Origin of the sequence: Pseudomonas sp. MUP55 (genome assembly GCF_034043515.1) — a bacterium.
Taxonomy (GTDB): domain Bacteria; phylum Pseudomonadota; class Gammaproteobacteria; order Pseudomonadales; family Pseudomonadaceae; genus Aquipseudomonas.
This window is the reverse complement of record NZ_CP138214.1, coordinates 4,643,086-4,668,888: the sequence shown is the minus strand read 5'-3', so window position 1 is coordinate 4,668,888 and position 25,803 is coordinate 4,643,086. Positions and strand designations below refer to the sequence as shown.

26 protein-coding genes are annotated in these 25,803 nt (G+C 59.9%); 21 read left to right on the top strand and 5 right to left on the bottom strand.

Going from position 1 to position 25,803, the window contains the following annotated elements; all coding sequences use genetic code 11:
- The first annotated feature begins 137 nt into the window (after positions 1-137).
- The 3 genes from secA (at position 138) to SC318_RS21025 (ending at position 5,176) form a co-directional block, all read left to right on the top strand.
- The gene (secA, locus tag SC318_RS21035; protein ID WP_320428310.1) at positions 138-2,873 is read left to right on the top strand and encodes a preprotein translocase subunit SecA; all 2,736 of its coding nucleotides are present in this window, start codon (positions 138-140) and stop codon (positions 2,871-2,873) included.
- 121 nt (positions 2,874-2,994) lie between these two features.
- A complete protein-coding gene (argJ, locus tag SC318_RS21030; protein ID WP_320428309.1) occupies positions 2,995-4,212 on the top strand; it encodes a bifunctional glutamate N-acetyltransferase/amino-acid acetyltransferase ArgJ in 1,218 nt (405 codons plus the stop codon).
- Between the two features lie 19 nt (positions 4,213-4,231).
- Positions 4,232-5,176 carry a Nudix family hydrolase gene (locus SC318_RS21025; RefSeq protein WP_320428308.1) on the top strand — a complete coding sequence of 315 codons (945 nt, stop codon included), beginning with the start codon at positions 4,232-4,234 and terminating at the stop codon, positions 5,174-5,176.
- Positions 5,177-5,293: 117 nt separating this feature from the next.
- Here the strand turns inward: SC318_RS21025 and SC318_RS21020 are convergent, their stop codons facing one another.
- Genes SC318_RS21020 through SC318_RS21010 form a run of 3 tightly spaced genes read right to left on the bottom strand, consistent with a single transcriptional unit; the run spans position 5,294 to position 8,874 of the window.
- Positions 5,294-5,872 (bottom strand): cob(I)yrinic acid a,c-diamide adenosyltransferase, encoded by a 579-nt coding sequence (locus SC318_RS21020; RefSeq protein ID WP_306494421.1) that lies wholly within the window; start codon positions 5,870-5,872, stop codon positions 5,294-5,296.
- Positions 5,873-5,874: 2 nt separating this feature from the next.
- Positions 5,875-7,911 (bottom strand): sensor histidine kinase, encoded by a 2,037-nt coding sequence (locus SC318_RS21015; protein ID WP_320428307.1) that lies wholly within the window; start codon positions 7,909-7,911, stop codon positions 5,875-5,877.
- A gap of 45 nt (positions 7,912-7,956) precedes the next feature.
- On the bottom strand, positions 7,957-8,874 hold the full coding sequence (locus SC318_RS21010; RefSeq protein ID WP_320428306.1) for a putative 2-dehydropantoate 2-reductase: 918 nt from the start codon (positions 8,872-8,874) through the stop codon (positions 7,957-7,959).
- Between the two features lie 123 nt (positions 8,875-8,997).
- On the opposite strand from SC318_RS21010, the gene SC318_RS21005 reads away from it, so the two are divergent.
- Both SC318_RS21005 and SC318_RS21000 read left to right on the top strand, forming a co-directional pair.
- The gene (locus SC318_RS21005; protein WP_003193880.1) at positions 8,998-9,483 is read left to right on the top strand and encodes a YajQ family cyclic di-GMP-binding protein; all 486 of its coding nucleotides are present in this window, start codon (positions 8,998-9,000) and stop codon (positions 9,481-9,483) included.
- A 135-nt stretch (positions 9,484-9,618) separates the two neighbouring features.
- Positions 9,619-10,464 (top strand): mechanosensitive ion channel family protein, encoded by an 846-nt coding sequence (locus SC318_RS21000; protein WP_320428305.1) that lies wholly within the window; start codon positions 9,619-9,621, stop codon positions 10,462-10,464.
- A gap of 188 nt (positions 10,465-10,652) precedes the next feature.
- Here the strand turns inward: SC318_RS21000 and SC318_RS20995 are convergent, their stop codons facing one another.
- Complete coding sequence (locus tag SC318_RS20995; RefSeq protein WP_320428304.1) at positions 10,653-11,933, bottom strand: OprD family porin; 1,281 nt, start codon at positions 11,931-11,933, stop codon at positions 10,653-10,655.
- Between the two features lie 741 nt (positions 11,934-12,674).
- On the opposite strand from SC318_RS20995, the gene SC318_RS20990 reads away from it, so the two are divergent.
- Both SC318_RS20990 and SC318_RS20985 read left to right on the top strand, forming a co-directional pair.
- Positions 12,675-13,100 (top strand): HIT domain-containing protein, encoded by a 426-nt coding sequence (locus SC318_RS20990; protein ID WP_320428303.1) that lies wholly within the window; start codon positions 12,675-12,677, stop codon positions 13,098-13,100.
- 3 nt (positions 13,101-13,103) lie between these two features.
- Positions 13,104-13,310, top strand: coding sequence for a SlyX family protein (locus tag SC318_RS20985; RefSeq protein ID WP_300633199.1), 207 nt, complete (start codon positions 13,104-13,106; stop codon positions 13,308-13,310).
- Positions 13,311-13,378: 68 nt separating this feature from the next.
- Here the strand turns inward: SC318_RS20985 and SC318_RS20980 are convergent, their stop codons facing one another.
- Positions 13,379-13,981: a cold-shock protein gene (locus SC318_RS20980; protein WP_005790922.1), complete on the bottom strand. Its 603-nt coding sequence runs from the start codon at positions 13,979-13,981 to the stop codon at positions 13,379-13,381.
- 428 nt (positions 13,982-14,409) lie between these two features.
- Here SC318_RS20980 and SC318_RS20975 point away from each other — a divergent pair, with 428 nt between their 5' ends.
- The 14 genes from SC318_RS20975 to pal all read left to right on the top strand — a co-directional run bounded on the left by SC318_RS20975 (position 14,410) and on the right by pal (position 25,800).
- Positions 14,410-14,883 (top strand): Dps family protein, encoded by a 474-nt coding sequence (locus SC318_RS20975; RefSeq protein WP_003193874.1) that lies wholly within the window; start codon positions 14,410-14,412, stop codon positions 14,881-14,883.
- Between the two features lie 183 nt (positions 14,884-15,066).
- The gene (locus tag SC318_RS20970) at positions 15,067-15,405 is read left to right on the top strand and encodes a ribbon-helix-helix domain-containing protein (protein WP_320428302.1); all 339 of its coding nucleotides are present in this window, start codon (positions 15,067-15,069) and stop codon (positions 15,403-15,405) included.
- Between the two features lie 172 nt (positions 15,406-15,577).
- Positions 15,578-15,799 carry an FmdB family zinc ribbon protein gene (locus tag SC318_RS20965; RefSeq protein WP_003193872.1) on the top strand — a complete coding sequence of 74 codons (222 nt, stop codon included), beginning with the start codon at positions 15,578-15,580 and terminating at the stop codon, positions 15,797-15,799.
- A 108-nt stretch (positions 15,800-15,907) separates the two neighbouring features.
- Entirely contained in the window at positions 15,908-17,683 is a 1,776-nt protein-coding gene (gene aspS, locus SC318_RS20960; RefSeq protein WP_073522935.1) for an aspartate--tRNA ligase, read from the top strand.
- Positions 17,684-17,831: 148 nt separating this feature from the next.
- On the top strand, positions 17,832-18,578 hold the full coding sequence (locus SC318_RS20955) for a YebC/PmpR family DNA-binding transcriptional regulator (RefSeq protein ID WP_320428301.1): 747 nt from the start codon (positions 17,832-17,834) through the stop codon (positions 18,576-18,578).
- Between the two features lie 155 nt (positions 18,579-18,733).
- The gene (ruvC, locus tag SC318_RS20950) at positions 18,734-19,258 is read left to right on the top strand and encodes a crossover junction endodeoxyribonuclease RuvC (RefSeq protein WP_320428300.1); all 525 of its coding nucleotides are present in this window, start codon (positions 18,734-18,736) and stop codon (positions 19,256-19,258) included.
- Positions 19,259-19,325: 67 nt separating this feature from the next.
- Entirely contained in the window at positions 19,326-19,937 is a 612-nt protein-coding gene (ruvA, locus tag SC318_RS20945) for a Holliday junction branch migration protein RuvA (protein WP_159955520.1), read from the top strand.
- Positions 19,938-20,996, top strand: a complete 1,059-nt coding sequence (ruvB, locus tag SC318_RS20940; RefSeq protein WP_003193867.1) for a Holliday junction branch migration DNA helicase RuvB — start codon at positions 19,938-19,940, stop codon at positions 20,994-20,996. It begins immediately after the preceding gene.
- A 248-nt stretch (positions 20,997-21,244) separates the two neighbouring features.
- The gene (ybgC, locus tag SC318_RS20935; protein ID WP_124364183.1) at positions 21,245-21,700 is read left to right on the top strand and encodes a tol-pal system-associated acyl-CoA thioesterase; all 456 of its coding nucleotides are present in this window, start codon (positions 21,245-21,247) and stop codon (positions 21,698-21,700) included.
- Between the two features lies 1 nt (position 21,701).
- Entirely contained in the window at positions 21,702-22,397 is a 696-nt protein-coding gene (gene tolQ, locus SC318_RS20930; RefSeq protein ID WP_015885609.1) for a protein TolQ, read from the top strand.
- Positions 22,398-22,420: 23 nt separating this feature from the next.
- On the top strand, positions 22,421-22,873 hold the full coding sequence (gene tolR / locus SC318_RS20925; protein WP_161793227.1) for a protein TolR: 453 nt from the start codon (positions 22,421-22,423) through the stop codon (positions 22,871-22,873).
- Entirely contained in the window at positions 22,873-23,946 is a 1,074-nt protein-coding gene (gene tolA, locus SC318_RS20920; protein WP_124359617.1) for a cell envelope integrity protein TolA, read from the top strand. Before tolR ends, tolA begins: the two co-directional genes overlap by 1 nt.
- A gap of 17 nt (positions 23,947-23,963) precedes the next feature.
- A complete protein-coding gene (tolB, locus tag SC318_RS20915; RefSeq protein ID WP_057723839.1) occupies positions 23,964-25,244 on the top strand; it encodes a Tol-Pal system beta propeller repeat protein TolB in 1,281 nt (426 codons plus the stop codon).
- Between the two features lie 55 nt (positions 25,245-25,299).
- Positions 25,300-25,800: a peptidoglycan-associated lipoprotein Pal gene (pal, locus tag SC318_RS20910; RefSeq protein WP_003193861.1), complete on the top strand. Its 501-nt coding sequence runs from the start codon at positions 25,300-25,302 to the stop codon at positions 25,798-25,800.
- The last annotated feature ends 3 nt before the right edge of the window (positions 25,801-25,803 follow it).

The following is a 25,803-nucleotide window of genomic DNA, read 5'->3' as shown; positions in this document are numbered from 1 at the left end:
CGTGCCCGCCTCCGGGAACAACGCCACTTTCCTCACCCACGATTCCGGGTAGAATGCGCGTTCGCATGCGGCCGTGAGGGCTGCTCGGGCCACTCACGGTGCGCCCTCCATCCCTATGTGTGGAAGAACCTGCCGATATGTTTGCGCCTTTGTTAAAGAAACTTTTTGGAAGCAAGAATGAGCGCGAAGTCAAACGCATGCTCAAGACGGTGCAGCTGGTCAATGCCTTCGAAGAGCAGATGGTTGCCCTGTCGGACGAGCAATTGCGCGCCAAGACCCAAGAGTTCAAGGCCCGCATAGCCAAAGGTGAAACCCTCGACAAGCTGCTTCCCGAAGCCTTTGCGGTCGCCCGTGAAGCCGGTAAGCGCGTCATGGGCATGCGCCACTTCGACGTCCAGTTGATCGGCGGCATGACCTTGCACGAAGGCATGATTGCCGAAATGCGTACCGGTGAAGGCAAGACCCTGGTGGCAACCCTGGGTGTTTACCTCAACGCACTGTCCGGCAAGGGCGTGCACGTGGTGACGGTGAACGACTACCTGGCTCGCCGGGACGCCAACTGGATGCGCCCGCTGTATGAATTCCTCGGCCTGACCGTCGGCGTGGTGACCCCGTTCCAGCCGCCGGAAGAGAAGCGCGCTGCCTACGCGGCCGACATCACCTACGGCACCAACAACGAATTCGGTTTCGACTACCTGCGCGACAACATGGCGTTCAGCATGGAAGAAAAATTCCAGCGCGAACTCAACTTTGCCGTGATCGACGAAGTCGACTCCATCCTGATCGACGAAGCCCGTACCCCGCTGATCATCTCCGGCCAGGCCGAAGACAGCTCGCGCCTGTATACCGAGATCAACAAGTTGATCCCGCGCCTGGAGCAGCACATCGAGGAAGTCGAAGGCGTGGTGACCAAAGACGGTCATTTCACCATCGACGAGAAGACCCGTCAGGTCGAACTCAACGAGGCTGGCCACCAGTTCGTCGAAGACATGCTGACCCAGATCGGCCTGCTGGCTGAAGGCGAAAGCCTGTACTCGGCGCATAACCTGGGCCTGCTGACCCACGTGTATGCCGGCCTGCGTGCTCACAAACTGTTCCATCGCAACGTCGAATACATCGTCCAGGACGGTCAGGTGGTACTGGTCGACGAACACACCGGCCGTACCATGCCCGGTCGTCGCTTGTCCGAAGGCCTGCACCAGGCCATCGAAGCCAAGGAAATGCTCAACATCCAGGCCGAAAGCCAGACGTTGGCCTCCACTACCTTCCAGAACTACTTCCGTCTGTACAACAAGCTGTCCGGCATGACCGGTACGGCCGACACCGAAGCGTTCGAATTCCATCAGATCTACGGTCTGTCGGTGGTGGTCATCCCGCCGAACAAGCCACTGGCGCGTAAAGACTTCAACGACCTGGTATTCCTGACCGCCGAAGAGAAATACGCGGCGATCATCAATGACATCAAGGACGGCATGGCCAAGGGTCGTCCGATCCTGGTGGGTACCGCGACCATCGAGACTTCCGAGCACGTGTCCAACCTGCTCAACAAGGAAGGCATCGAGCACAAGGTCCTCAACGCCAAGTTCCACGAAAAGGAAGCCGAGATCATTGCCCAGGCCGGTCGCCCCGGCGCGCTGACCATCGCCACCAACATGGCCGGTCGTGGTACCGACATCCTGTTGGGCGGCAACTGGGAAGTGGAAGTGGCTTCGCTCGACAACCCGACCCCCGAGCAGATCGCCCAGATCAAGGCTGACTGGCAGAAACGCCACCAGGCCGTGCTGGAATCCGGTGGCTTGCAGGTGATCGCGTCCGAGCGTCACGAATCGCGCCGTATCGACAACCAGCTGCGCGGCCGTGCCGGTCGCCAGGGTGACGCCGGTTCCAGCCGTTTCTACCTGTCGCTGGAAGACAGCCTGATGCGTATCTTCGCCTCGGACCGGGTGAAGAACTTCATGAAGGCCCTGGGCATGCAGTCCGGTGAAGCCATCGAGCACCGCATGGTGACCAACGCCATCGAGAAGGCCCAGCGCAAGGTTGAAGGGCGTAACTTCGACATCCGCAAGCAACTGCTCGAGTTCGATGACGTCAACAACGAACAGCGTAAAGTGATCTATCACATGCGTAACACGTTGCTGGCCGCCGACAACATTGGCGAGACCATCGCTGACTTCCGTCAGGACGTGCTCAACGCCACTGTCAGTGCGCATATTCCACCGCAGTCGCTGCCTGAGCAGTGGGATGTTGCCGGTCTGGAAGCTGCGTTGAAGAGCGACTTCGGCGTCGACCTGCCGGTTCAGCAGTGGCTCGACGAAGACGACCACCTGTACGAAGAAACCCTGCGCGAAAAACTGATGGCCGAATTGCTGGCCGCGTACAACGAGAAAGAAGAGCAGGCGAGTGCCGAAGCACTGCGCACCTTCGAGAAGCAAATCGTTCTACGCGTGCTGGACGACCTGTGGAAAGACCACCTGTCGACGATGGATCACCTGCGTCACGGCATCCACCTGCGTGGCTACGCCCAGAAGAACCCGAAGCAGGAGTACAAGCGCGAGTCGTTCACGTTGTTCTCCGAACTGCTGGATTCGATCAAGCGCGATTCGATCCGTGTGCTGTCCCACGTTCAGGTGCGTCGCGAAGACCCGATCGAGGAAGAAGCGCGCCTGCGCCAGGAAGCCGAGGCACTGGCTGCGCGCATGCAGTTCCAGCATGACGAGGCGCCGGGCCTGGACACGCCTGAAGTGTTGGGCGAAGAGGTCGATGTGGCCTTGGCTCAGACCCCGGTACGCAATGATCAGAAGCTGGGCCGCAACGAACTGTGCTACTGCGGTTCGGGCAAGAAATTCAAACACTGCCACGGCCAGATCGAATAAGATTTTCGCCTGACGCTGCAACACCCTGCGCCGCGACCGGCATCAGCCGTCGCGGCGTTTTGCCATTAATTTCCCGTCGGTAGCGGCGGCACAAACATCATCTATTTCAAGGAGCGCATACATGGCTGTTGGTCTTGGTCCTTTGCCCACATTGCACCCGGTCGCCGGTTTTGAACTCGGTATCGCTTCGGCCGGTATCAAGCGTGCGGGCCGCAAGGATGTGGTGGTGATGCGCTGTGCCGAAGGTTCGACCGTTGCCGGTGTGTTCACCCTCAACGCCTTTTGCGCTGCGCCGGTGATCCTGGCCAAGCAACGCGTGGCCGGTTCGATTCGTTACCTGCTGACCAACACCGGCAATGCCAACGCCGGTACCGGCGAGCCCGGCCTTGTCGCAGCGGCGCGCACCTGCGCCAAGCTGGCGCAGCTGACCGGCGTAGACGCCAGCCAGGTGCTGCCGTACTCCACCGGTGTGATCGGTGAGCCGCTGCCGGTGGAAAAAATCGAAGGCGCCCTGCAAGCCGCACTGGATGACCTGTCTGTGGATAACTGGGCGGCTGCGGCCACCGGCATCATGACCACCGACACCTTGCCCAAGGGCGCGAGCCGTCAGTTCGTGCACGAGGGCGTGACCGTCACCGTAACCGGCATCAGCAAGGGCGCGGGCATGATCCGTCCGAACATGGCCACCATGCTCGGCTATATCGCCACCGACGCCAAAGTCTCCCGGGATGTGCTGCAACGCCTGATGCTGGATGGCGCCAACAAGTCGTTCAACCGCATCACCATCGACGGTGACACTTCTACCAACGACTGCTGCATGCTGATTGCTACCGGCCAGGCCAACCTGCCGGAAATCACCTCCACCGAAGGCCCGCTGTTCGCGGCGTTGAAGCAGGCGGTATTCGAAGTGTGCATGGACGTGGCCCAGGCCATCGTGCGGGACGGCGAGGGCGCTACCAAGTTCGTCACCGTTGAAGTCAACGGCGGCGGCAACCACCAGGAGTGCCTGGACGTGGGTTACACCGTGGCGCACTCGCCGCTGATCAAGACCGCCCTGTTTGCTTCCGACCCGAACTGGGGCCGTATCCTCGCAGCCGTTGGTCGTGCCGGCGTGCCTGACCTGGACGTAAGCAAGATCGACGTGTTCCTCGGTGACGTGTGCATTGCCAGCCGTGGCGCCCGTGCCGAAACCTACACCGAAGCCCAGGGCTCGGCGGTGATGCAGCAGGAAGAAATCACCATCCGTATCGAGCTGGGCCGCGGCGAATGCAGCGAAACCATCTGGACCACGGACCTGTCCCACGAATACGTGAAGATCAACGCGGAATATCGCACCTGAAACCCGGAGGAAATCGGCGGTGAAACGAGTGCATGTAGCAGCAGCGGTGATCCGCGGTGTCGATGGCAGGATCCTGCTGGCACGCCGCGCCGATACTCAGCATCAAGGTGGCCTTTGGGAATTTCCCGGTGGCAAGGTGGAGGCGGGCGAATCGGTCGCCACGGCCTTGTCCCGCGAATTGCAGGAAGAGCTGGGCATCCAGGTCACCACGGCGCGGCCGCTGATCCAGGTGCAGCATGACTACCCGGACAAGCAGGTGTTGCTGGACGTCTGGGAAGTCTCGGCGTTTACCGGCGAGCCCCATGGGGTTGAAGGGCAGCCCCTGGAATGGGTGGCTCCGCGAGACTTGATCAACTATGAGTTTCCGGCGGCTAACGCGCCCATTGTTGCGGCAGCGCGCCTGCCTGCCGAGTACCTGATCACCCCCGGTGAACTGGAAACCGCACCCTTGTTGCGTGGCCTTCAGGCAGCCATTGCCGGCGGCATCAAGCTGGTTCAACTGCGCGCGCCCAACGGTTACGACCCCAAATACCGCGACCTCGCCGTGGACGCGGTGGGGTTGTGTGCCGGCAAGGCGCAGTTGATGCTCAAGGGGCCGTTCGAATGGCTGGGGGATTTTCCCTCGGCCGGCTGGCACATGACCTCGGCCCAATTGCGCAAATACGCGAGCAAGGGGCGACCCTTGCCGAAGGACCGTTGGTTGGCGGCCTCGTGCCACAACGCTGAAGAGCTGGCGCTGGCAGAGTTGATGGATGTGGACTTTGTCACGCTGTCGCCGGTTGAGCCGACTCAGACCCACCCCGATGCTCAGCCCTTGGGTTGGGAACAGGCGGCCGAGCTGATCCGTGGGTTCAGCAAGCCGGTGTTTCTGTTGGGCGGGGTTGGGCCTGCGCAGCGGGAGCAGGCTTGGGCGGTGGGTGCTCAGGGTGTTGCAGGGATCAGGGCGTTCTGGCCGCAGGTTTGAGGTTGCTCTGGCGGGCCTCATCGGGGGCAAGCCCCCTCCCACACTAGACTGTATTCACAAATCAAAATGTGGGAGGGGGCTTGCCCCCGATGGTGCCCTGCCAGCCACCCATTATTTTCAGTGAGGCTTCGCCGCCGCCTGCCACAAAACCTCGGCAACGCCCTGGCGCCGGGCAATCACCCTGGCCGCGACAAACAGCAAATCCGACAACCGATTGATATACGCCAACCCCACCCCTTCCAAAGGCTCCACTGCATTCAAGTGCTGACAACGGCGTTCGGCGCTGCGCGCCAGGCTGCGGCACACATGCGCCTGGGCGATCAATGCCGAGCCGCCGGGCAGGATGAAATTCTCCAGTGGCCCCACCTCTTCATTCCAGCGATCAATCGCCGCTTCCAGCCGATCCACTTCGGCTGCATTCAGCGCCTTATACACCGGCATGGCCAGCTCGCCGCCCAGATCGAATAACCGATGCTGGCAGGGCGTGAGCACCTCGATGACATCGTTCAATTCAGGATGTTTGCCGCTTTGTTCTTCAAGGTTTGCCAGCAGCAATCCAAGCTGACTGTTCAGCGTGTCCACTTCGCCAATGGCCTCCACCCGTGGGTGATCCTTGGGCACGCGGCGACCGTCGCCGAGGCCGGTTTCGCCCTGGTCACCGGTGCGGGTGTAGATCTTCGACAGGCGAAAGCCCATGGTCATTGCTCCAGTTGGGTGAGTTCTGCGGGGGACAGTTGGCTGCCGGCCAGCGGCAGGCGCAAGGTGAAACACGTGCCTTGGCCCAGGGTGGAATGCACTTCCATCTGGCCCTTGTGGTTATTGGTAATGATGAAATACGACACCGACAGCCCAAGCCCAGTGCCCTGGCCTATTTCCTTGGTGGTGAAGAACGGCTCGAAGGTGCGTTTACGCACGTTTTCGCTCATGCCGATGCCGTTGTCTTCCACCTGGATTTCGGCCCACGGCGGGTTGAGGCGGGTGCGCAGGATAATGCGCCCAGGTTCGCTGTCGCCTTCGCGCAGGTGAATCGCTTGGGCGGCATTTTTCAGCAGGTTGAGGAGCACCTGCTCCAGTTCGTTGGCTGTGCCGGGGACTGGCCCCAGTTGCGGATCGAACTGACGGATGATCGCCTGGCCCTTGAAGTCAAAACCGATGGCCAGGTCGAAATCGTTGCCGGCGATCTCCACGGCCTGGTCGATCAGGGCCGGCAAGTCGCACGGCGCCATTTGCCGGTTGCTGCGCCGGCTGAAGCTGAGCATGTGCGTGACGATCTTCGCTGCGCGCGCACCGGCCTGTTGAATTCCGTCCAGCAACTGCGGAACTTCGCGGCTTTGCAGGTAACGATTGACCAGGTCCAGCTCGATGCCGGCCTGTTCGGCGTGCTCCAAGTTTTTGGGCAGGTCGGGTGACAGGCGGCGTCGGATGTTCTGCACGTTGTGCAGGATCGCACCCAGCGGGTTGTTGATCTCGTGGGCCATGCCGGCAGCCAGGCCGCCGACCGACAGCATCTTTTCCGATTGCACCATCATTTCTTCCAGGGACAGGCGCTGGGTGATGTCGTCGATGCGGATCACCACGCCGCGCCCGGCACCGCCCATCAAGGGGTAGAACGTCAGGGCGTAATGCTTTGGCTCGTCGTCCTTGACCCAGGTGACGCGCTCGATGCGCTCCACGGTGTGCTGTTCCACCGTGGCCTTGATCTGCGGCAGGTACGGTTTGAGCGGTTGAAACGCGAGGAAGATCGGTTGGTTGAGGGCTTCGTCCAGGCGCGTACCGGAAAGCGCGGTGGCTTCCTGATTCCACTGGGTGACGTAGAGCTGTTCATCCAGGGCGATCAGCGCTGAAGGCATCGAGTCGATAATGCTGTTCAGGTAGTTCTGGAAACCCGTGAGCTTTTTCTCGATCTTGCTGCGCACCTGGACTTCCAGTTCCAGCTTGCGGTTGGTGTGGCGGGTTTCTTCGGCCAGGCCCTGGGCCTGGTCGTAGGCGGCCTGGGAATCGTCCCGCGCGCGTTTGAGCTGCTGCTCGCGGGCTTCAATGCGCGACAACATGGTGTTGAAGGCTTCCGCCAGGCTGCCGATTTCATCGTGGTTCCCGGGGCCTGCGCGCAGGGCGTAGTTCTCTTCGCGGGTGACCTGGCGGGACAGTTCTTCGAGTTCATGGATGGGTCGCGTGATCAGGCGTTTGATCTGCCGGGCAATCACCAGCCACAGCAACACGCTGAAAATCAGGATGCCCAGGCTTGCGGTCAGGGTGCCGGTGTAGAACGCCACCGGTAGCTCGCTGCTGGCCACCAGCAGCAAATGCCCTGAAGGTTGACCGGCGCGGGGCAGGGTGATGACCTGATTACTGCGAAACTCGGTGAGGCGCCAGGCCTCGATATGCCGGTAGTTGTCGGGCAGGTGCAGGCGGTCGCCGTGTTGCATCTGCGCCAGGCGATTGCCTTCGCCGTCGTACAGGGCGGCGGCGCGCAAGGGGGCGTAGCTGGTCAGTTCATTGAGCAGCGCGTTGGCCTTGGCCGGGGATTGAAGGGCGTCGGCTGCCAGCGCAGGGTTGGACACCAGTCGACCGATGGCCTGCAAGGCCTGGGGCGCCATGCTTTCCTGGGAGATCCAGTAGGCGGCGCTGATAAAGGTCAGGTTGGCCACCAGCAACACGGTGGTCAGCAGTACCAGCAGGGCGGCCAGCAATTTCTGCCCCACCGGTAGGTTTTCAAGACGCTGGCGCAGTGGCATCAGGTTTTTCGCAGGCAATAGACATACGGCAGGGTAGCGCGTGCCTCAGTCGCTGGGCAATCCGCGTGCTACCAACTGCTCGACCAGCCGCGCCTGCACCTGCTGCAGATGCGGCAGCACCCGTTGATGGCGGGCGGCCGCCTGGCAGGCGTAGCCCAGCAGGTAGCTGATTTCGGTACGCCGCGCGTTGGCGACGTCCTGGTACATGGAGGAATAGTTCGCCGCGGTGGCCTGGATCACCCGTTGCACCTCGCTGTGCAAATCTTGCGCAGCCGCGGGCTGGCCGCAATATTCCAGCAGTTCGGTCAACTCGGCGCACAGGGTTGCGACTTCACATTGATGGGCCAGCAGCCCTCCGTTGCGGCACTGGTAGAGCACGGTCAGGGGGTTGATTGCACAATTGAGCGCCAGCTTGCGCCACAGGCGGGTGAGGATGTCGGTGCTCCATTCATGGGCAATGGCGGCGGCCTGCAGGTCGTCCAGCCACAGCGGCGCAGTCGGCCGAGACGCATCGCCGAGCCAGGTGTAGCCATGGCCGGCAAATACCACGCGCCATTCGCCATCGCGAAACGCGCCTTCGGTGCTGGACGCGAAAATGCAACGCGCGTGCGGCAACTGGGCGGCCACCGCATCCTGGCTGCCGAGGCCGTTTTGCAGCAGGATCACGTCCGCATCCGGCGCCAGGCGGTGTTGCACCTGTGCCACAGCGTTCTGGGCATCGTAGGCCTTGCACGCGACCAGCAGGCGATGGATCGGCTCCGGGCTGTCGGGTGTTTCGCCCGCGACGGGGTAGGTGCGGGCAATGCCGTGTTCAACCAGGGTCAGGCCCTGGCCCGCCGCATAACTGGCCAGCCGCGCCTGATCGCGCAGGATCAGCCGCACCGGCACGCCCGCGCGCGCCAGTCGCGTGGCCCAGAGGGTGCCCAGGCTTCCGGCGCCGAGAATATGCCAGGTGGTCGACATCAGTGTGTGCTCCTTGGGGTTGCCAGCGGTGAACGCGGCGAAAGAACCGCTATAATGCCCCGGCATTTTAGCTCGGGCGCGCTCCATCTCTACTGAGCCCGCCCCTTATATTGGAGAAATGACATGCCTTCGTTCGACGTGGTATCCGAACTGGACAAACACGAAGTCACTAACGCCGTCGAGAACGCCGTCAAGGAACTGGACCGTCGCTATGACTTGAAAGGCAAGGGCAGCTTCGAATTCAAGGAAAAGGAACTGACCGTCAACCTGACCGCTGAAGCCGATTTCCAGCTGGAAGCGATGATCGAAATCCTCAAGCTGGCTCTGGTCAAGCGCAAGATCGACGTGCAGTGCCTTGAAGTCAAGGACGCCTACGCTTCCGGCAAGCTGATGAAGCAGGAAGCCGTGCTCAAGGAAGGCATCGACAAGGAACTGGCGAAGAAGATCGTCGCGCACATCAAGGATGCCAAGCTGAAAGTCCAGGCGGCCATCCAGGGTGAACAGGTGCGTGTCACCGGCAAAAAGCGTGATGACCTGCAAGAGGCCATCGCGGCCCTGCGCGCCAAGACGTTCGACATGCCGCTGCAGTTCAATAACTTCCGCGACTGATGGCACCTTGCGGAACCTGTGGCGGTTTTTGCCGTCCCACGCCGCAGCAACAATGCCTACAATTGAGCCCTACGGGGCTCATTTGCGTTTTCAGGCAGTCAATGAAGCCGCATATCCGCAAACAGGAGAAGATAGATGGATTTGAACGCTGAAGTGGATCACTTGATCAAGACCTCGCAGTCCTGGATCCCGATGATCATGGAATACGGCAGCCGGGTACTGCTGGCCGTTATCACCCTGGCCATCGGTTGGTGGCTGATCAACGTCTTTACTCACCGGGTGGGGCGCTTGCTGGCCGTGCGTAATGCCGACCTGGCGCTGCAGCACTTCATCACCAGCCTTGCGAACATTGCGCTGAAAGTCATGCTGATCGTCAGCGTGGCCTCGATGATCGGCGTGGCCACCACCTCGTTCGTCGCCGCCATCGGTGCTGCGACCCTGGCGATCGGCCTGGCCTTGCAAGGCAGCCTGGCCAACTTCGCCGGCGGCGTGCTGATTCTGTTGTTCCGTCCGTTCCGTATCGGTGACTGGATCGAAGCCCAGGGCACCTCGGGTACCGTCGACAGCATTCAGATCTTCCACACGGTGCTGCGTACTGGCGACAACAAGACCGTGATCGTGCCGAACGGCATCCTGTCCAACGGCATCATCACCAACACCAACCGCCAGCCGACCCGCAAGGTCGTGTTTGACGTGGGCGTGGACTACGAGGCTGACCTGCAGAAAGCCCGCGAAGTGTTGCTGGAGCTGGCCAAAGACCCACGCGTGCTGGCCGACCCGGCGCCTGCTGCCGTCGTATCGACCCTGGGCGATAGCTCCATCACCGTTTCCCTGCGCTGCTGGACCAATACCCCGGATTACTGGGATGTTGTGTTTATGCTCAATGAACTGGCGCGCGACCGTTTGAAAGCGGCAGGAATTGATATTCCGTTCCCGCAGCGCGTTATTCGCGTGATGCAGGAAGCCCCGGCCAAATCATGAAACAGTGTTGCGTTTAAGTTGGCCGAAAGGTCAGGTTAAATGCAAGAGTTGGATATAGTTACTTAGCTTGCTAGTTATTTCGCTGTTTGAAATATAACTGCAATAAAAAAGCCGCTCCCTTGTAAACAGGGGAGCGGCTTTTTATTTAAGGTCGAAACCTTAGGTCATCGTTGTAATGACTTGCGTCGTTACAGGATGTTCAGCGGGTAGTTCGCGATCAGACGCAATTCGTCGATCGAAGGCGAACCGTAGTAAACGCCATCGCCGGAACGATAGGTCGCTTGACGCAGACGCAGGCTGAGGTTTTTAGCCGGGCCGCTCTGTACGACGTACTTGGCTTCGATGTCGCGTTCCCACTCTTTGCCGTTGCTGGTGGTGGCCGTGTTGGCGCCGCTACCGGTTACGTAACGAGTCATGAAGCTCAGGCCAGGAATGCCGAAGGTCGCCATGTTGATGTCGTAACGCGCCTGGTAGGACTTCTCGCCTTCGGCGTTGAAGTCGGAACGGGCGATGGAGTTGGCCAGGAATACTGTGCCGCCGCCGTCTACGCCGTAGCCGTAGTCGCCGTCACCGGTGACCTTCTGTGCGGCCAGGGTGAAGGTGTGAGCACCGATGGTGTACGCGCCCTGCAAGCTGAATGCGCGGTTGTCGAGCTTGGTCACGCCATCTTTCTCTGCGCGCTGCAGGCCGGCACCGTCGCTCTTGGTGTCATAGATGTTGAAGTCCAGCGCGAACGACTGGTCATCGCTCAGGGCGTGGGTCCAGTTCAGGTTGCTGTAGTACTTGCGGAAGTAATCTTCGGTCTTCGCGTAGTACAGGCTACCGGTGAACTCAGGGGTGAAGGCATAGACGCCACCGACAAAGTCAGTCTTCGTCAGGCCCAGGCTGTCGTGGTAGGTCTGGTTCTGCGCGACGCTGGAAGTGAAGTGACCGCCTTCGAGCTTCAGGCCCTTGATCTCGTTGCTGGTGATCGAGATACCTTGTGGCAGCTCCGGTAGCAGACGGCTGTCATCAGAGGCGAACACAGGCGCTGTGGTGTACTGGTCACCGATTTTCAGCACGGTGTTGGAGATGCGGAACTTAACCGCGCCGCCGCCTTTGGAGTAGTCGTCTTGCGAGCGACCGTCGGAACCGGTAGGGAACAGACCGGTGCCGGCACGGCCCTTGCCGCTGTCGAGCTTGAGGCCCATCAGGCCGATCACGTCAACACCGACACCAATGGTGCCTTGGGTGAAGCCCGATTCGTACAAGGCGTTGAAGCCCAGGCCGGTTTCTTCCGCACGGCTCTTGGTGCCCGGGCCCGACGGGTTGTTACGGAAATCGCGGCTGAAGTACAAAGCGCGAGTATTGATGCTGAACGTGCTGTCTTCGACAAAACCCTTGGAATCGTCCTGGGCGGACGCCATTGCGAACTGCGAGGTGCCTGCTGAAACAGCCAGGGCGATCATGCTCCACTTCATCACGCGCATCGTGATTTGCTCCTTTGGTTTTAGGAAGAGTACTGCCGTCCCACCTGTATTTTTATCTGGGCGGCTCTTTCTTTATTGTGTCGGCGCAAAGTTATCTCACACCGGCGCTGTTGACGATACTTACCCAACTATCCTTTCAGCTTCTTTACGAGGCTGTCGTAAATTGCGAGCTCCGTGTCGCAAATCACAGCCCGACGGTAACCGGGCTGACAACTTCAATGTTCTTTTCAGACTTGCTCTAAAGTTTGAAGTCATCCCTGGTACACATTGAAACGCTACTGTTTCTTATCGCAAAACCCCTGCGTCCACCAGGTGCTGTTGCCGACGATAGCGAGGTGAATGCAACAAGCGTGCACAAAGGGCCAACCGAATGTCATTTTTTCGTGAAAAACGTTACGGCAGTGTAAAAACCGCATAAGCACGGGCTTATCAGGCCGTTTGGTTACGGCGTGACGCGCGGGTGTTACCTCTGTTCGGTGGCCTGTAAAACCAGCGCCTGAGCAAAACGTTACCGATTGACCCTCCCGGTGAGTAGTCGGCGGCTTCCTTTGAAGCACGGGTGGGTCATTTTGGTGCATTCCTCAGACCCCCGAGTTAGCGTGGTTCAACCGTGCAGCTGCCTCGAAAGGGTGCGTCTGTGCAACACGTTCGTCTCAAGCCAACCCCGCATTCACCGTGAAGCCTTGGGGATTCGGCGTTATGCTGGGCACCTGAAATCGACCCACCCAACGGAGTGCCCACGTGTTCGCTTTAGATCAACGCCTGCAACAAGACACATTGGCCATTGGGGACTTCCCGCTCTGTCGCCTGCTGCTGTCCAACGACTCGAATTACCCGTGGTTCATCCTGGTACCGCGTATCAACGGTATCAGCGAAGTATTTCAACTCGATGTCGCTGCGCAACATACGTTGTGGCAGGAAACCACCTCCCTCGCCCAGTTGCTGAACGAAGGGCTGGCGGCCGACAAGATGAACATCGGCGCGCTGGGCAATGTCGTCAGTCAGTTGCATGTGCATGTCATCGTGCGCAAGCGTGATGACGCCGCCTGGCCGGCGCCGGTATGGGGCAAGCATCCGGCGCGTCCTTACAGCACGGAGCAGGTGGCGGCGATCCGCAGCCGCTTGCGTGAGTTACTGCCTGCCGACTTCATTTTTACCCAGGACTGAATCATGGACCTGCAAGATCGCGTCACCGATCTGGAAAGCCGCCTGGCCTTCCAGGACGACACCATCGAAACCCTCAATGACATTCTGATCGCCCAGCAGCAAGCGGTGGAGCGTCTGCAATTGCAGATGATCGCCTTGCTCAAGCGCCAGGAAGAGATGGGCGGCCAGTTCGAAACTTCGGAAGAAGAAGCGCCGCCGCCTCACTATTGATTGAGCGCGCAATAAAAAACCGCGATCCGGCCAACGCCGGATCGCGGTTTTTTTTACAGCAGGTGCAATCAGCGACGCGGCAGGGCTGCGATCACATCTTCAGCTTGCAGACCTTTGTCGCGGTTCATCACCGAGAACTCCACACGCTGGCCTTCGACCAGCACGCGGTGGCCTTCACCACGAATGGCTCGGAAGTGGACGAAAATATCGTCGCCCGAGTCGCGGGAAATAAAGCCGAAGCCCTTGGACGTGTTGAACCACTTGACGGTCCCGGTATCCCGGTTGGTCATGTCGTAGTTTTGCGACGCGGCCGCTGGGGACGAACGGTAGAAGCTGATGGCCAGGTGAAGAACGATGGCGACCACAGCAATCACCAGGCTGAGCAGGATGGCCGGGTGGCCGCCCACTTCAGGCATGGGTGCCAGCAGGGTAAGGGTTTGAACGACAACGGTCAGTACCAGCAGCGCGCTGACCAGGTTTTGCAGTTGATGACGCGTGCCTTTGTTCCAGTAAGGAATTACCGGTGCCAGTGTCAGGTTGAGAAGGCCGAACAAGGCCAGGTATAGAGCGTCGTGTTGTTGCAGGTAGGGCAGGCTTTCAGGCTGCAGGCTCGGGATAAAGGACAGCAGCAAAGCTGCAACGCCCGTTAGCAGGTGGACGATTTTCAACATTTTGATTAACTCACGTTAAGACGGATCACAAGGAAGAGCTGACTGGCACGGTTCGCTTCTGAACAATGGGAGGCGTTGAGCACGTGCGCGGATATCAGCCTATGTGGCGTGCCGCAGAGATGAACGGCAGCCACACGCCGCCTATTTAACAGCAAAGGCTGTGCCTACTCAAATCAAGCATTTCGGGGTGTTGCAATCGCGGTGGCATTTTTGCGTCGAAGGCTTGTCCTAGACAGGTGCAGGTAACTTGAGCGGTCTTTTGAAGGTTTTTCCTACAAGGCAAAAGACTCTCCGGTCGCGGCCTCGCCAGCGGTGCGGGGCGATTTGTCGCACATCGCCTGGGTGTGCCGGGCTGCACGCGGCCACCACTCTTGCTAGAGTGACCCTGCACCTGATCAATGAATGCTCATCAATTGAAGGGGAAAAACATGGCAATCGATATTGGTATCAGTGAAGAAGATCGTAAATCCATCGTCGACGGACTTTCACGGCTGCTGTCCGATACCTACGTGCTGTACCTCAAGACCCACAATTTCCATTGGAACGTCACGGGCCCCATGTTCCGCACGCTGCACTTGATGTTCGAAGAGCAGTACAACGAACTGGCGCTGGCCGTGGACTCCATTGCCGAGCGTATCCGTGCCCTGGGCTTCCCGGCGCCGGGTGCCTACTCGATCTACGCCCGTCTGTCTTCGATCAAGGAAGAAGAGGGTGTGCCGAGCGCCGAAGAGATGATCAAGCAATTGGTGGCTGGCCAGGAGGCTGTCACTCGCACGGCGCGCGGCATTTTCCCCTTGCTCGACAAGGTCAGCGATGAGCCAACGGCCGACCTGCTGACCCAGCGCATGCAGGTGCACGAGAAAACCGCGTGGATGCTGCGCTCGCTGCTCGAGAACCAGTAACGGTCCAACCCCTGGCGGCGCCTCCCTGGCGCCGCTCACGGATTTCCCCTTACTTGCTGGCGTTGTCCTACGACAACCGGTTCCCGCGTCTTCTGGCTGCTTCTCGCTTCCTGCTGTTTTATAGGCTGATCGTCCAATGGGAGAAACCCGTGGACAGCGGTTTGGCAAGGGAGTGTCAGGTGTATGTCGTGTGGATTGGGTAAGAGCGTGGAAACCTGCGGTTTTCACAAGATAAAGGTCGACCCTTTCGCTAAGGGGTTCGACATGGGGCTCGCCAGACCCTTGTCGCGGTCGGTGCGGCTCAACGGGTTTTCCACCTGCCTGAGGCTTGAGCAGGTCTATTGGAATATCCTTACGGAGATAGCCACCCTCAACACCTGCTCGGTCAGTGCGCTGTTGTCCTATGTCGATCGGGAAGTGCATTTGCGTTATGGCGGTGTGAAGAACTTCAGCGGTCTGGTGCGGGTGGTGTGCGTCGTTCATGTGTTGAAAGACCGTCCTGGCGCCAACGGGCCGATGTGATTCGATGTTCCAGGGCCCAGCCCTTCCTGCCGGCGGGCTGGGTTCCGGGCAGAAAGCCGGCTGCGCTGCCTCGATTTACCAGATATAATCCCGCGCTTTGCTGCGCATGCCGGGGCTTTATGCACAACGGCAGGGCGTGGCGCAGTAACGATCTGATCGCCGAGACATCTCCATGCCCATGTACGACTATCAATGTGCTTCCTGTGGTCATCAGTTGGAAGCCATTCAGAAGATCAGCGCCGCGCCGTTGGTCGATTGCCCAGCCTGCCAGGCGCCTGAGTTGAAGAAGATGTTGTCCATGCCGGGCTTTCGCCTGAGCGGCAGCGGCTGGTACGAGACCGATTTCAAGACCGGCGCCAAGAAGAACCTGGCGGGCGGCGACAAAGCAGACTGAGTTGAACTCTACGCGCAGGCTCCTGCATTATCCGTCCCCTGCTTTAATGTACGGTGACGAGGCAGGCCTGCCACCGAATTTCGAATTACGAGAAGTGAAACCACTACCATGATGCGCAGCCACTATTGCGGCCAACTGAACGAGACCCTGGAAGGTCAGGAAATCACCCTTTGCGGATGGGTTCACCGTCGCCGCGACCACGGCGGGGTGATCTTCCTCGATATCCGTGATCGTGATGGTCTGGCCCAGGTGGTGTTCGATCCGGACCGCGCCGAAAGCTTCGCCGCCGCCGACCGCGTGCGCAGCGAATACGTCGTGAAAATCACCGGCAAGGTGCGCCTGCGTCCGGCCGGTGCCGTGAACAAGAACATGGCGTCCGGCGGCATCGAAGTGCTGGGCTATGAGCTGGAAGTGCTGAACGAGTCGGAAACCCCGCCGTTCCCACTGAACGAATATTCCGACGTTGGCGAGGAAACCCGCCTGCGTTATCGCTTCCTGGACCTGCGTCGCCCGGAAATGGCCGAGAAGCTGCGTCTGCGTTCGCGCATGACCACCAGCATCCGCCGTTTCCTCGACGAGAACGGTTTCCTCGACGTCGAAACGCCGATTCTCACCCGTGCAACGCCTGAAGGCGCGCGTGACTACCTGGTGCCGAGCCGCACCCACGCCGGTTCGTTCTTCGCGTTGCCGCAATCGCCGCAATTGTTCAAGCAGCTGCTGATGGTGGCCGGCTTCGACCGTTACTACCAGATCGCCAAGTGCTTCCGCGACGAAGACCTGCGCGCCGATCGCCAGCCTGAATTCACCCAGATCGACATCGAGACCAGCTTCCTCGATGAAAAAGAGATCATGGGCCTCACCGAACAAATGATCCGCAACCTGTTCAAGGAAGTGCTGGACCTGGAGTTCGGCGAATTCCCGCACATGACCTTCGAAGAGGCCATGCGCCGTTACGGTTCCGACAAGCCAGACCTGCGTAACCCGCTGGAACTGGTGGACGTGGCCGACCAGCTCAAGGACGTCGACTTCAAGGTGTTCAGCGGCCCGGCCAACGACCCGAAATGCCGCATCGCCGCCCTGCGCGTGCCTGGCGGCGCGAGCATGCCGCGCAAACAGATCGACGATTACACCAAGTTCGTCGGCATCTACGGCGCCAAGGGCCTGGCGTACATCAAGGTCAACGAGCGCGCCAACGGTGTTGACGGTCTGCAATCGCCGATCGTGAAAAACATCCCGGAAGCCAACCTGAACGTGATCCTCGATCGCGTCGGTGCGGTCGATGGCGATATCGTGTTCTTCGGTGCCGACAAGGCCAAGATCGTCAGCGAAGCCCTGGGCGCGCTGCGCATCAAGCTGGGTCACGACCTGAACCTGCTGACCTGCGAATGGGCACCGATGTGGGTAGTCGACTTCCCGATGTTCGAAGAGAACGACGACGGCAGCTTCAGCGCCTTGCACCACCCCTTCACCGCGCCGAAGTGCTCGCCGCAGGAGCTGGAAGCCAACCCGGCCGGCGCGCTGTCCCGTGCCTATGACATGGTGCTCAACGGCACCGAGCTGGGTGGCGGTTCGATCCGTATCCACCGCAAGGAGATGCAGCAAGCGGTGTTCCGTCTGCTGGGCATCAACGAAGCGGAACAGGAAGAGAAGTTCGGCTTCCTGCTCGACGCCCTCAAGTACGGTGCGCCACCGCACGGTGGCTTGGCCTTCGGCCTGGACCGTCTGGTGATGCTGATGACCGGCGCCCAGTCGATCCGTGAAGTGATCGCGTTCCCGAAAACCCAGAGTGCTGCGGACGTCATGACCCAGGCACCGGGTGTGGTGGACGCCAAGGCATTGCGCGAACTGCACATCCGCCTGCGCGAGACGCCGAAGGCTGAGTAAGGCTGCTGCGTGAAAGCGCACTGAGGTTTACGCAGTCTTAAAGGCGCATCTTCGGATGCGCCTTTGCGTTACAAGGGCTGCACTTAACACGAGACGTCCGCCTGGAGCGGGATGGATAAAGGTTTCTAGAGAATTTCGGAGTTGTGTTATGGCTGGCCATTCCAAGTGGGCGAACATCAAGCACCGCAAAGAGCGTCAGGATGCCAAGAAAGGCAAGATTTTCACCAAGTGGATCCGCGAACTGACCGTCGCCGCCCGTCAGGGTGGCGGCGACCCGGGCTCCAACCCGCGTCTGCGCCTGGCGCTGGACAAGGCGCTCGGCGCCAACATGAGCCGCGACATTATCGACCGTGCCGTGGCCCGTGGTGCCGGCGCCGCCGACACCGACGACATGGTCGAATTGACCTATGAAGGTTACGGCCCGGGCGGCGTGGCGGTGATGGTCGAATGCATGACCGACAACCGCAACCGTACCGCAGCGGCGGTTCGACATGCGTTCAGCAAGTGCGGTGGCAACCTGGGCACCGACGGTTCGGTGGCCTACCTGTTCGAGCGCAAGGGGCAGATCAGCTTTGCACCTGGCACGGACGAAGACGCGCTGATGGAAGCCGCGATGGAGGCGGACGCCGACGACGTGGTCACCAACGAAGACGGCTCCATCGACGTATTCACCTCGTTCGCCAGCTTCTACGCGGTGCGTAACGCCCTTGAAGCTGCTGGTTTCAAAGGCACGGACGCGGAAATCGTGATGCTGCCGACCACCAGCGCCGAACTGGACCTGGACGGTGCGCAGAAAGTGTTGAAATTGCTGGACATGCTCGAAGACCTGGATGACGTGCAGAACGTTTATTCGAATGCCGACATCCCGGAATCCGTGGCCGAGCAGCTAGTCTAAAAAGCGATGAGGTCAAAATGTGGGAGGGGGCTTGCCCCCGATGCTGGTGTGTCAGTTACTTATAAATAGACTGAACCACCACCATCGGGGGCAAGCCCCCTCCCACATGTGAACTTCGGTGTATCAGAAATGTGTTTACCCAACCCGCAGGCGTTATGACTTTAATCCTAGGTATCGACCCCGGTTCGCGCATCACCGGTTTTGGCGTGGTGCAACAGACCCCGCGTGGCTGCGTCTACGTCGCCTCGGGCTGCATCCGCACCGGCGCGGGTGAACTGGCCGAACGCTTGCAGATCGTTTATCGCGGCGTGCGTGAAGTCATCCAGACCTACGGCCCGGTGACGATGGGCATCGAAAAAGTCTTCATGGCCAAGAATGCCGACTCGGCGTTGAAACTCGGCCAGGCCCGCGGCGCGGCGATTGTGGCCGGGGCCGAGGAGGGCATGGAAATCGCCGAATACACCGCAACCCAGGTCAAGCAGGCGGTCGTCGGTACCGGTGGGGCGAATAAGGAGCAGGTGCAGATGATGGTCATGCACATGCTCAAACTCACCGCCAAGCCACAGATCGACGCCTCCGACGCCCTGGCCATCGCCATTTGCCACGCCCACACCCGCTCCAGCCTGCTGCCCCATGGCTTGGGCGCGGCACGCAGTCGTGGCGGACGCCTGCGTCTCTGATAGCATCAGCGCAATCGAAATGTGCGGTCAGCCTTTATCTGGCCCCCACGCTTTAAGGATCTGAACCGTGATTGGACGCTTGCGCGGCACCCTGGCTGAGAAACAGCCGCCGCACCTGATTCTGGATGTAAACGGGTTGGGGTACGAGCTTGAAGTGCCCATGACCACCCTGTATCGCCTGCCGTCGGTGGGCGAGCCGCTGACGCTGCACACCCACCTGGTGGTGCGCGAAGATGCGCAATTGCTCTATGGTTTCATTGGCAAGCGCGACCGTGATTTCTTTCGCGAACTGATTCGCCTCAATGGGGTGGGGCCCAAGCTGGCCCTGGCATTGATGTCGAGCCTGGAAGTGGACGAGCTGGTGCGAGCGGTTTCGGCCCAGGATACCTCGGCCTTGACCAAGGTCCCCGGTGTCGGCAAGAAAACCGCCGAGCGCCTGCTGGTGGAACTCAAGGACCGTTTCAAGGCCTGGGAGGTGGTGCCGAGCATGTTCGCCCTGGTACCGAATCAGCCGGACATGCCGGCGGCCCCGGTCGCCAGTGCTGAAAGCGATGCCGTCAGTGCGTTGATCTCCCTGGGCTACAAGCCGCAGGAGGCCAGCAAAGCGGTGTCGGCCATCAAGGACAAGAACCTGAGCAGCGAAGACATGATCCGCCGAGCCCTGAAGGGAATGATTTAAGTGATTGAAGCTGATCGTCTGATCGCGGCCACCGGCCCGCGCGACCGTGAAGAAGTGCAGGACCGCGCCATCCGCCCCCTGAGCCTGGCCGAATACATCGGCCAGCCCACCGTGCGCGAGCAGATGGAGCTGTTCATCCAGGCCGCGCGCGGGCGCAGCGAGTCGCTGGACCACACGCTGATCTTCGGCCCGCCGGGCCTGGGTAAAACCACGTTGGCCAACATCATCGCCCAGGAAATGGGCGTGTCGATCAAGTCCACGTCCGGCCCGGTGCTGGAGCGCCCCGGCGACCTGGCCGCGCTGCTGACCAATCTCGAACCGCACGATGTGCTGTTTATCGACGAGATTCACCGGCTATCGCCCATCGTCGAGGAAGTGCTGTACCCGGCGATGGAGGATTTCCAGCTCGACATCATGATCGGCGAAGGCCCGGCCGCTCGCTCGATCAAGCTCGATCTGCCGCCGTTCACCCTGGTGGGCGCGACCACACGTGCGGGCATGCTGACCAACCCGCTGCGAGACCGTTTCGGTATCGTTCAACGTCTTGAGTTCTATAGCACCGCGGACCTGGCGACTATCGTCAGCCGGTCGGCGAGTATCCTCGGCTTGCCGCTGGACCCGGAGGGCGCCTTCGAAATCGCCCGCCGCGCCCGGGGTACGCCACGGATCGCCAACCGTCTGCTGCGTCGGGTGCGCGATTTTGCCGAGGTGCGCGCCAAGGGGCATATCACCAAGGCGGTCGCGGACCTGGCGTTGAACCTTCTGGACGTCGACGAGCATGGTTTCGATCATCAGGACCGGCGTCTGCTGCTGACCATGATCGAGAAATTCGACGGTGGCCCGGTGGGTGTGGACAGCCTGGCCGCCGCCATCAGTGAGGAGCGTCATACCATTGAGGATGTGCTGGAACCCTACCTGATCCAGCAGGGCTACATCATGCGTACGCCACGGGGCAGGGTGGTAACGCGTCACGCCTACCTGCACTTCGGGCTAAACATCCCGTCACGATTGGGAGAGATGCCCGTGGTAGACGAATTTCTCGATGCAGTAGACGATTAAAAAAATTGTAGGAGCGAGCTTGCTCGCGAAAAACGTCAACGATGATGCAGTGTGTCTGGTTGTACGCGGCGCTCAGGTGATTCGCGAGCAAGCTCGCTCTTACTGGGTATTTGCCACGTTGGGCGATTTATCTGAAGTTTGTGCTGTCCCAGTGTCTGGCGTCGTCATTTGAGTCACTGAAGAAAGTTTCAGGAATGAAAAAACAGTTGCCCAGCCGGATTGGCAACCTGAGGAGTAAGCACTAGAGTATGCGCGCGCAAAACGGGGATCAGTCGTTCGCACATCGCTGTCGCGTTTATTACGAGGACACTGATGCCGGCGGCATCGTTTATTACGTCAATTACCTGAAATTCATGGAACGGGCTCGAACCGAGCGGCTAAGGGAACTGGGCTTTGCCCAATCCTTGCTGGCCGGGGAGGACCTGTTATTCGTCGTGCATTCCAGCGAGGCGCGTTACCACGCACCGGCGCGACTGGACGATGAGCTGCTGGTCAGTGCTGAAGTCATCGAATTGAACCGTGCCAGCCTGCGATTCAAGCAGCAGGTCAGGCGGGCAACGGATGCAACGCTGCTCTGTGAGGGGCAGTTCCTGGTGGCGTGTGTTCGCACCAACAGTTTGAAACCTCGGGCCATTCCCGAAACTCTACGTGCGGCCTTTGCCGCCGTGAGCGGCGCGGGTAAACAATCAAAGCAGGAGATTTAGCGTGGAACCTACCGTCGTCGACCATTCCTCCATGTGGAGCCTGGTCAGCAATGCCAGTGTCGTGGTGCAACTGGTCATGCTGACCTTGGTAGCCGCATCGGTTACCTCTTGGGTCATGATTTTTCAGCGCAGCAACCTGCTGCGTGCCGGTCGACGTGCCCTCGAGAGCTTCGAAGAGCGCTTCTGGTCGGGCATCGACCTGTCCAAGCTGTATCGCCAGGCCGGCAGCAACCCTGACCCGGATTCGGGCGTCGAGCAGATCTTCCGCGCCGGCTTCAAGGAGTTCTCGCGCCTGCGCCAGCAGCCTGGCGTTGACCCGGAAGCCGTGATGGAAGGCGTGGCCCGCGCCATGCGCGTTGCCATCTCCCGTGAAGAAGAGAAGCTGGAGCAGAGCCTGCCGTTCCTGGCGACCGTCGGTTCCGTCAGCCCCTACATCGGCCTGTTCGGTACCGTATGGGGCATCATGAACTCCTTCCGGGGCCTGGCCCAGGCCCAGCAAGCGACCCTGGCCACCGTGGCCCCGGGCATTGCCGAAGCCTTGATCGCCACCGCGATCGGCCTGTTCGCCGCTATCCCCGCAGTAATCGCCTACAACCGTTTTGCCGCCACCAGCGAAACGTTGATTGGCCGTTACTACACCTTCGCCGATGAATTCCAGGCGATCCTGCACCGTAAAGTGCACACCAGCGAAGAATAAGCAGGTAATTCCCAATGGCTTTAATCGCTCGAGCTCGCAAAAAGCGCAAGCCGGTCGCCGAGATGAACGTAGTGCCCTACATCGACGTGATGCTGGTGCTGCTGGTGATCTTCATGGTGACCGCGCCGATGCTCAACCAGGGCGTGAAGGTTGATCTGCCCAAGGTTTCCAGTGAAGCCTTGCCGCAGGACAACAACACTCAGGTCCTGACCATTTCGATCAAGGCTGACAAGACCTACTACTGGAACCTTGGCAGCGAAGTCGACACGCAGAAGCAGCAGGACAAGGCCCTGACCTTGCCGGCCATGACTGACGCCGTGACCAAGATCATTCGCTCCGGCAACGAAGGCGGCAAGCACACCCAGGTGTTCATTCGCGGTGACAAGTCGGTCGACTACGGCTCCGTCATGGGCGCCATGGGCGGGCTGCAGAAGGCCGGCGTCGGTAACGTTGGCTTGATTACCGAGGCGCCCTGATGCAGCAACAGCGAGAGCCGTCCGCCTCGGAAAGCTACTTCTGGCCTGGTGTTTGGGCGATAGCCCTGCACGTCCTGGTGTTTGGCATGCTGTTTGTCAGCTTTGCCATGACCCCGGACCTGCCGCCAGCCAAGCCGATCGTGCAGGCGACCCTGTATCAGCTGAAATCGAAAAGTCAGGCCACCACCCAGACCAATCAGAAGATTGCGGGTGAGGCCCAGAAGTCGGCTGCGCGCCAGACCGAAGTCGAGCAGATGGAACAGAAGAAGGTCGAGCAGGAAGCGGTGAAGGCTGCTGCGGAACAAAAGAAAGAAGAGGCGGCTCAAAAGGCCGAGGAATCGAAAAAGGCTGACGAGGCGAAGAAAGCTGACGAGGCGAAAAAGGCTGATGAAGCCAAGAAGTCCGAGAAAGCTGCCGAAGCCAAAAAGGCTGAAGAGAAACAATTGGCTGATATAGCCAAGAAGAAATCCGAAGAAGAAGCCAAGAAAGCTGCCGAAGAAGAGGCCAAGAAAAAGGCCGCTGAGGAAGCCAAGAAGAAGATTGTCGAAGACGCGAAGAAGAAAGCCGCCGAAGACGCCAAGAAAAAAGCTGAAGCAGACGAGGCGAAGAAGAAAGTCGCCGATGATGCGAAGAAGAAAGCTGCCGCCGACGCCTCCAAGAAAAAGGCCCAGGAAGCAGCACGTAAATCCGCCGAAGAGAAAAAGGCCCAGGCCCTGGCAGATTTGCTTTCCGACACGCCGCAGCGTCAGCAAGCCTTGGCCGATGAGCGTGGCGATGAAGTCGCGGGCAGTTTCGATGACCTGATCCGGGCTCGGGCAGCGGAAGGCTGGACACGTCCACCTTCGGCACGTAAAGGCATGACAGTAGTGCTGCAGATCGGCATGTTGCCGGACGGCACGGTGACTTCGGTCAGCGTGGCCAAGTCCAGTGGTGACGGTTCGTTCGACAGTTCGGCGGTTGCCGCAGTCAAGAATATTGGCCGGTTGACCGAGATGCAGGGAATGAAACCAAGCGACTTCGCTCCCTATCGTTCATTCAAGATGACATTCACACCTGAGGATCTAGCCTTGTGAGAAACCTTCTTCGAGGAATGCTTGTCGTTATTTGCTGTATGGCAGGGATAGCGGCGGCGGATGAAAAGAACATCCTGGTTACCAGCGGCAGCGATCGGGCCACCCCGATCGCGGTAGTACCGTTCGGCTGGCAGGGCGGCAGCGTGCTGCCGGACGACATGGCCCAGATCGTCAGCGACGACCTGCGCAACTCCGGCTACTACGCACCGATTCCAAAAGGCAACATGATCAGCCAGCCCAACCAGGCCAGCGAAGTCGTGTTCCGTGACTGGAAGGCGGTGGGTGCGCAGTACCTGATGGTCGGCAACATCACGCCGGCCGGCGGTCGCCTGCAAATCACCTACACCTTGTTCAACGTGGCCACCGAGCAGCAGGTCCTGACCGGCAATGTTTCGGGTACCGCCGAGCAACTGCGTGACATGGCCCACTACATTTCGGACCAGTCGTTTGAAAAACTCACCGGTATCAAGGGTGCGTTCTCGACACGCATGCTGTACGTCACCGCTGAGCGTTTCTCCGTAGACAACACCCGTTATACCCTGCAGCGCTCGGACTATGACGGCGCCCGCGCCGTGACCCTGCTGCAATCGCGCGAGCCGATTCTGTCGCCGCGTTTTGCGCCGGATGGCAAGCGCATTGCCTACGTGTCGTTCGAACAGAAGCGTCCGCGTATCTTCGTCCAGCACATCGATACTGGCCGTCGTGAGCAGATCACCAACTTCGAAGGCCTCAACGGCGCGCCAGCCTGGTCGCCCGATGGTTCGCGCCTGGCATTCGTGTTGTCCAAAGACGGTAACCCGGACATCTACGTGATGAACATGGCATCGCGCCAACTCACTCGCGTGACCAGCGGCCCGGGCATCAACACCGAACCGTTCTGGGGTAAGGATGGCTCGACCATCTACTTCACCTCCGACCGAGGCGGCAAGCCACAAATCTATAAAGCCAGCGTGGGTGGTGGCGGTGCGGAACGTGTGACCTTTATCGGTAACTACAACGCCAACCCCAAGCTTTCGGCCGATGAAAAGACGTTGGTGATGATTCACCGTCAGGATGGTTTCACTAATTTCCGGGTTGCGGCCCAGGATTTGCAGCGCGGAACCGTAAAAATCCTTACAGATACCAACCTTGATGAGTCAGCCACTGTTGCGCCCAACGGCACCATGGTAATCTACGCCACCCGCCAGCAGGGCCGGGGAGTCTTGATGCTCGTGTCCATTAATGGACGCGTAAGGCTCCCGCTTCCTACCGCACAAGGCGAAGTCAGAGAACCATCCTGGTCCCCTTACCTGAACTGACGCGGCGCTACAAAAAGAAGTACTTAACACACTGGGGTTCATTAGGAGTTTCACGATGGAAATGCTGAAGTTTGGTAAGTTTGCTGCTCTGGCTCTGGCTCTGTCCGTAGCCGTTGGTTGCTCCTCTAAAGGCGGCGACAATGCCGGTGAAGGCGCAGCTGTTGATCCAAACGCTGGTTACGGCGCTAACACTGGTGCAGTTGACGGCTCCCTGAGCGAAGAAGCTGCTCTGCGCGCGATCACCACTTTCTACTTCGAATACGACAGTTCGGACCTGAAGCCAGAAGCCATGCGCGCTCTGGACGTTCACGCCAAGGACCTGAAAGCTAACGGCGCTCGCGTTGTTCTGGAAGGTAACACTGACGCCCGTGGTACTCGTGAGTACAACATGGCACTGGGCGAGCGTCGTGCGAAAGCCGTTCAGCGCTACCTGGTACTGCAAGGTGTTGCTCCAGGCCAACTGGAACTGGTTTCCTACGGTAAAGAGCGTCCAGTTGCAACTGGCAACGACGAACAGTCGTGGGCTCAGAACCGTCGCGTCGAACTGCGTAAGTAATTC

Bases quoted from the DNA above. Each gene is read 5' to 3' on its own strand.
- SC318_RS21015 (WP_320428307.1), bottom strand. From the start codon at position 7,911: ATGCCACTGCGCCAGCGTCTTGAAAACCTACCGGTGGGGCAGAAATTG.
- SC318_RS21005 (WP_003193880.1), top strand. From the start codon at position 8,998: ATGCCTTCGTTCGACGTGGTATCCGAACTGGACAAACACGAAGTCACT.
- tolA (WP_124359617.1), top strand. From the start codon at position 22,873: ATGCAGCAACAGCGAGAGCCGTCCGCCTCGGAAAGCTACTTCTGGCCT.
- SC318_RS20980 (WP_005790922.1), bottom strand. From the start codon at position 13,981: ATGTTGAAAATCGTCCACCTGCTAACGGGCGTTGCAGCTTTGCTGCTG.
- SC318_RS20970 (WP_320428302.1), top strand. From the start codon at position 15,067: ATGTCGTGTGGATTGGGTAAGAGCGTGGAAACCTGCGGTTTTCACAAG.
- SC318_RS20965 (WP_003193872.1), top strand. From the start codon at position 15,578: ATGCCCATGTACGACTATCAATGTGCTTCCTGTGGTCATCAGTTGGAA.
- argJ (WP_320428309.1), top strand. From the start codon at position 2,995: ATGGCTGTTGGTCTTGGTCCTTTGCCCACATTGCACCCGGTCGCCGGT.
- ybgC (WP_124364183.1), top strand. From the start codon at position 21,245: ATGCGCGCGCAAAACGGGGATCAGTCGTTCGCACATCGCTGTCGCGTT.
- SC318_RS21000 (WP_320428305.1), top strand. From the start codon at position 9,619: ATGGATTTGAACGCTGAAGTGGATCACTTGATCAAGACCTCGCAGTCC.
- SC318_RS20985 (WP_300633199.1), top strand. From the start codon at position 13,104: ATGGACCTGCAAGATCGCGTCACCGATCTGGAAAGCCGCCTGGCCTTC.
- SC318_RS20955 (WP_320428301.1), top strand. From the start codon at position 17,832: ATGGCTGGCCATTCCAAGTGGGCGAACATCAAGCACCGCAAAGAGCGT.
- tolB (WP_057723839.1), top strand. From the start codon at position 23,964: ATGCTTGTCGTTATTTGCTGTATGGCAGGGATAGCGGCGGCGGATGAA.
- secA (WP_320428310.1), top strand. From the start codon at position 138: ATGTTTGCGCCTTTGTTAAAGAAACTTTTTGGAAGCAAGAATGAGCGC.
- SC318_RS20975 (WP_003193874.1), top strand. From the start codon at position 14,410: ATGGCAATCGATATTGGTATCAGTGAAGAAGATCGTAAATCCATCGTC.
- ruvC (WP_320428300.1), top strand. From the start codon at position 18,734: ATGACTTTAATCCTAGGTATCGACCCCGGTTCGCGCATCACCGGTTTT.
- SC318_RS21010 (WP_320428306.1), bottom strand. From the start codon at position 8,874: ATGTCGACCACCTGGCATATTCTCGGCGCCGGAAGCCTGGGCACCCTC.
- pal (WP_003193861.1), top strand. From the start codon at position 25,300: ATGGAAATGCTGAAGTTTGGTAAGTTTGCTGCTCTGGCTCTGGCTCTG.
- aspS (WP_073522935.1), top strand. From the start codon at position 15,908: ATGATGCGCAGCCACTATTGCGGCCAACTGAACGAGACCCTGGAAGGT.
- SC318_RS20995 (WP_320428304.1), bottom strand. From the start codon at position 11,933: ATGCGCGTGATGAAGTGGAGCATGATCGCCCTGGCTGTTTCAGCAGGC.
- SC318_RS21020 (WP_306494421.1), bottom strand. From the start codon at position 5,872: ATGGGCTTTCGCCTGTCGAAGATCTACACCCGCACCGGTGACCAGGGC.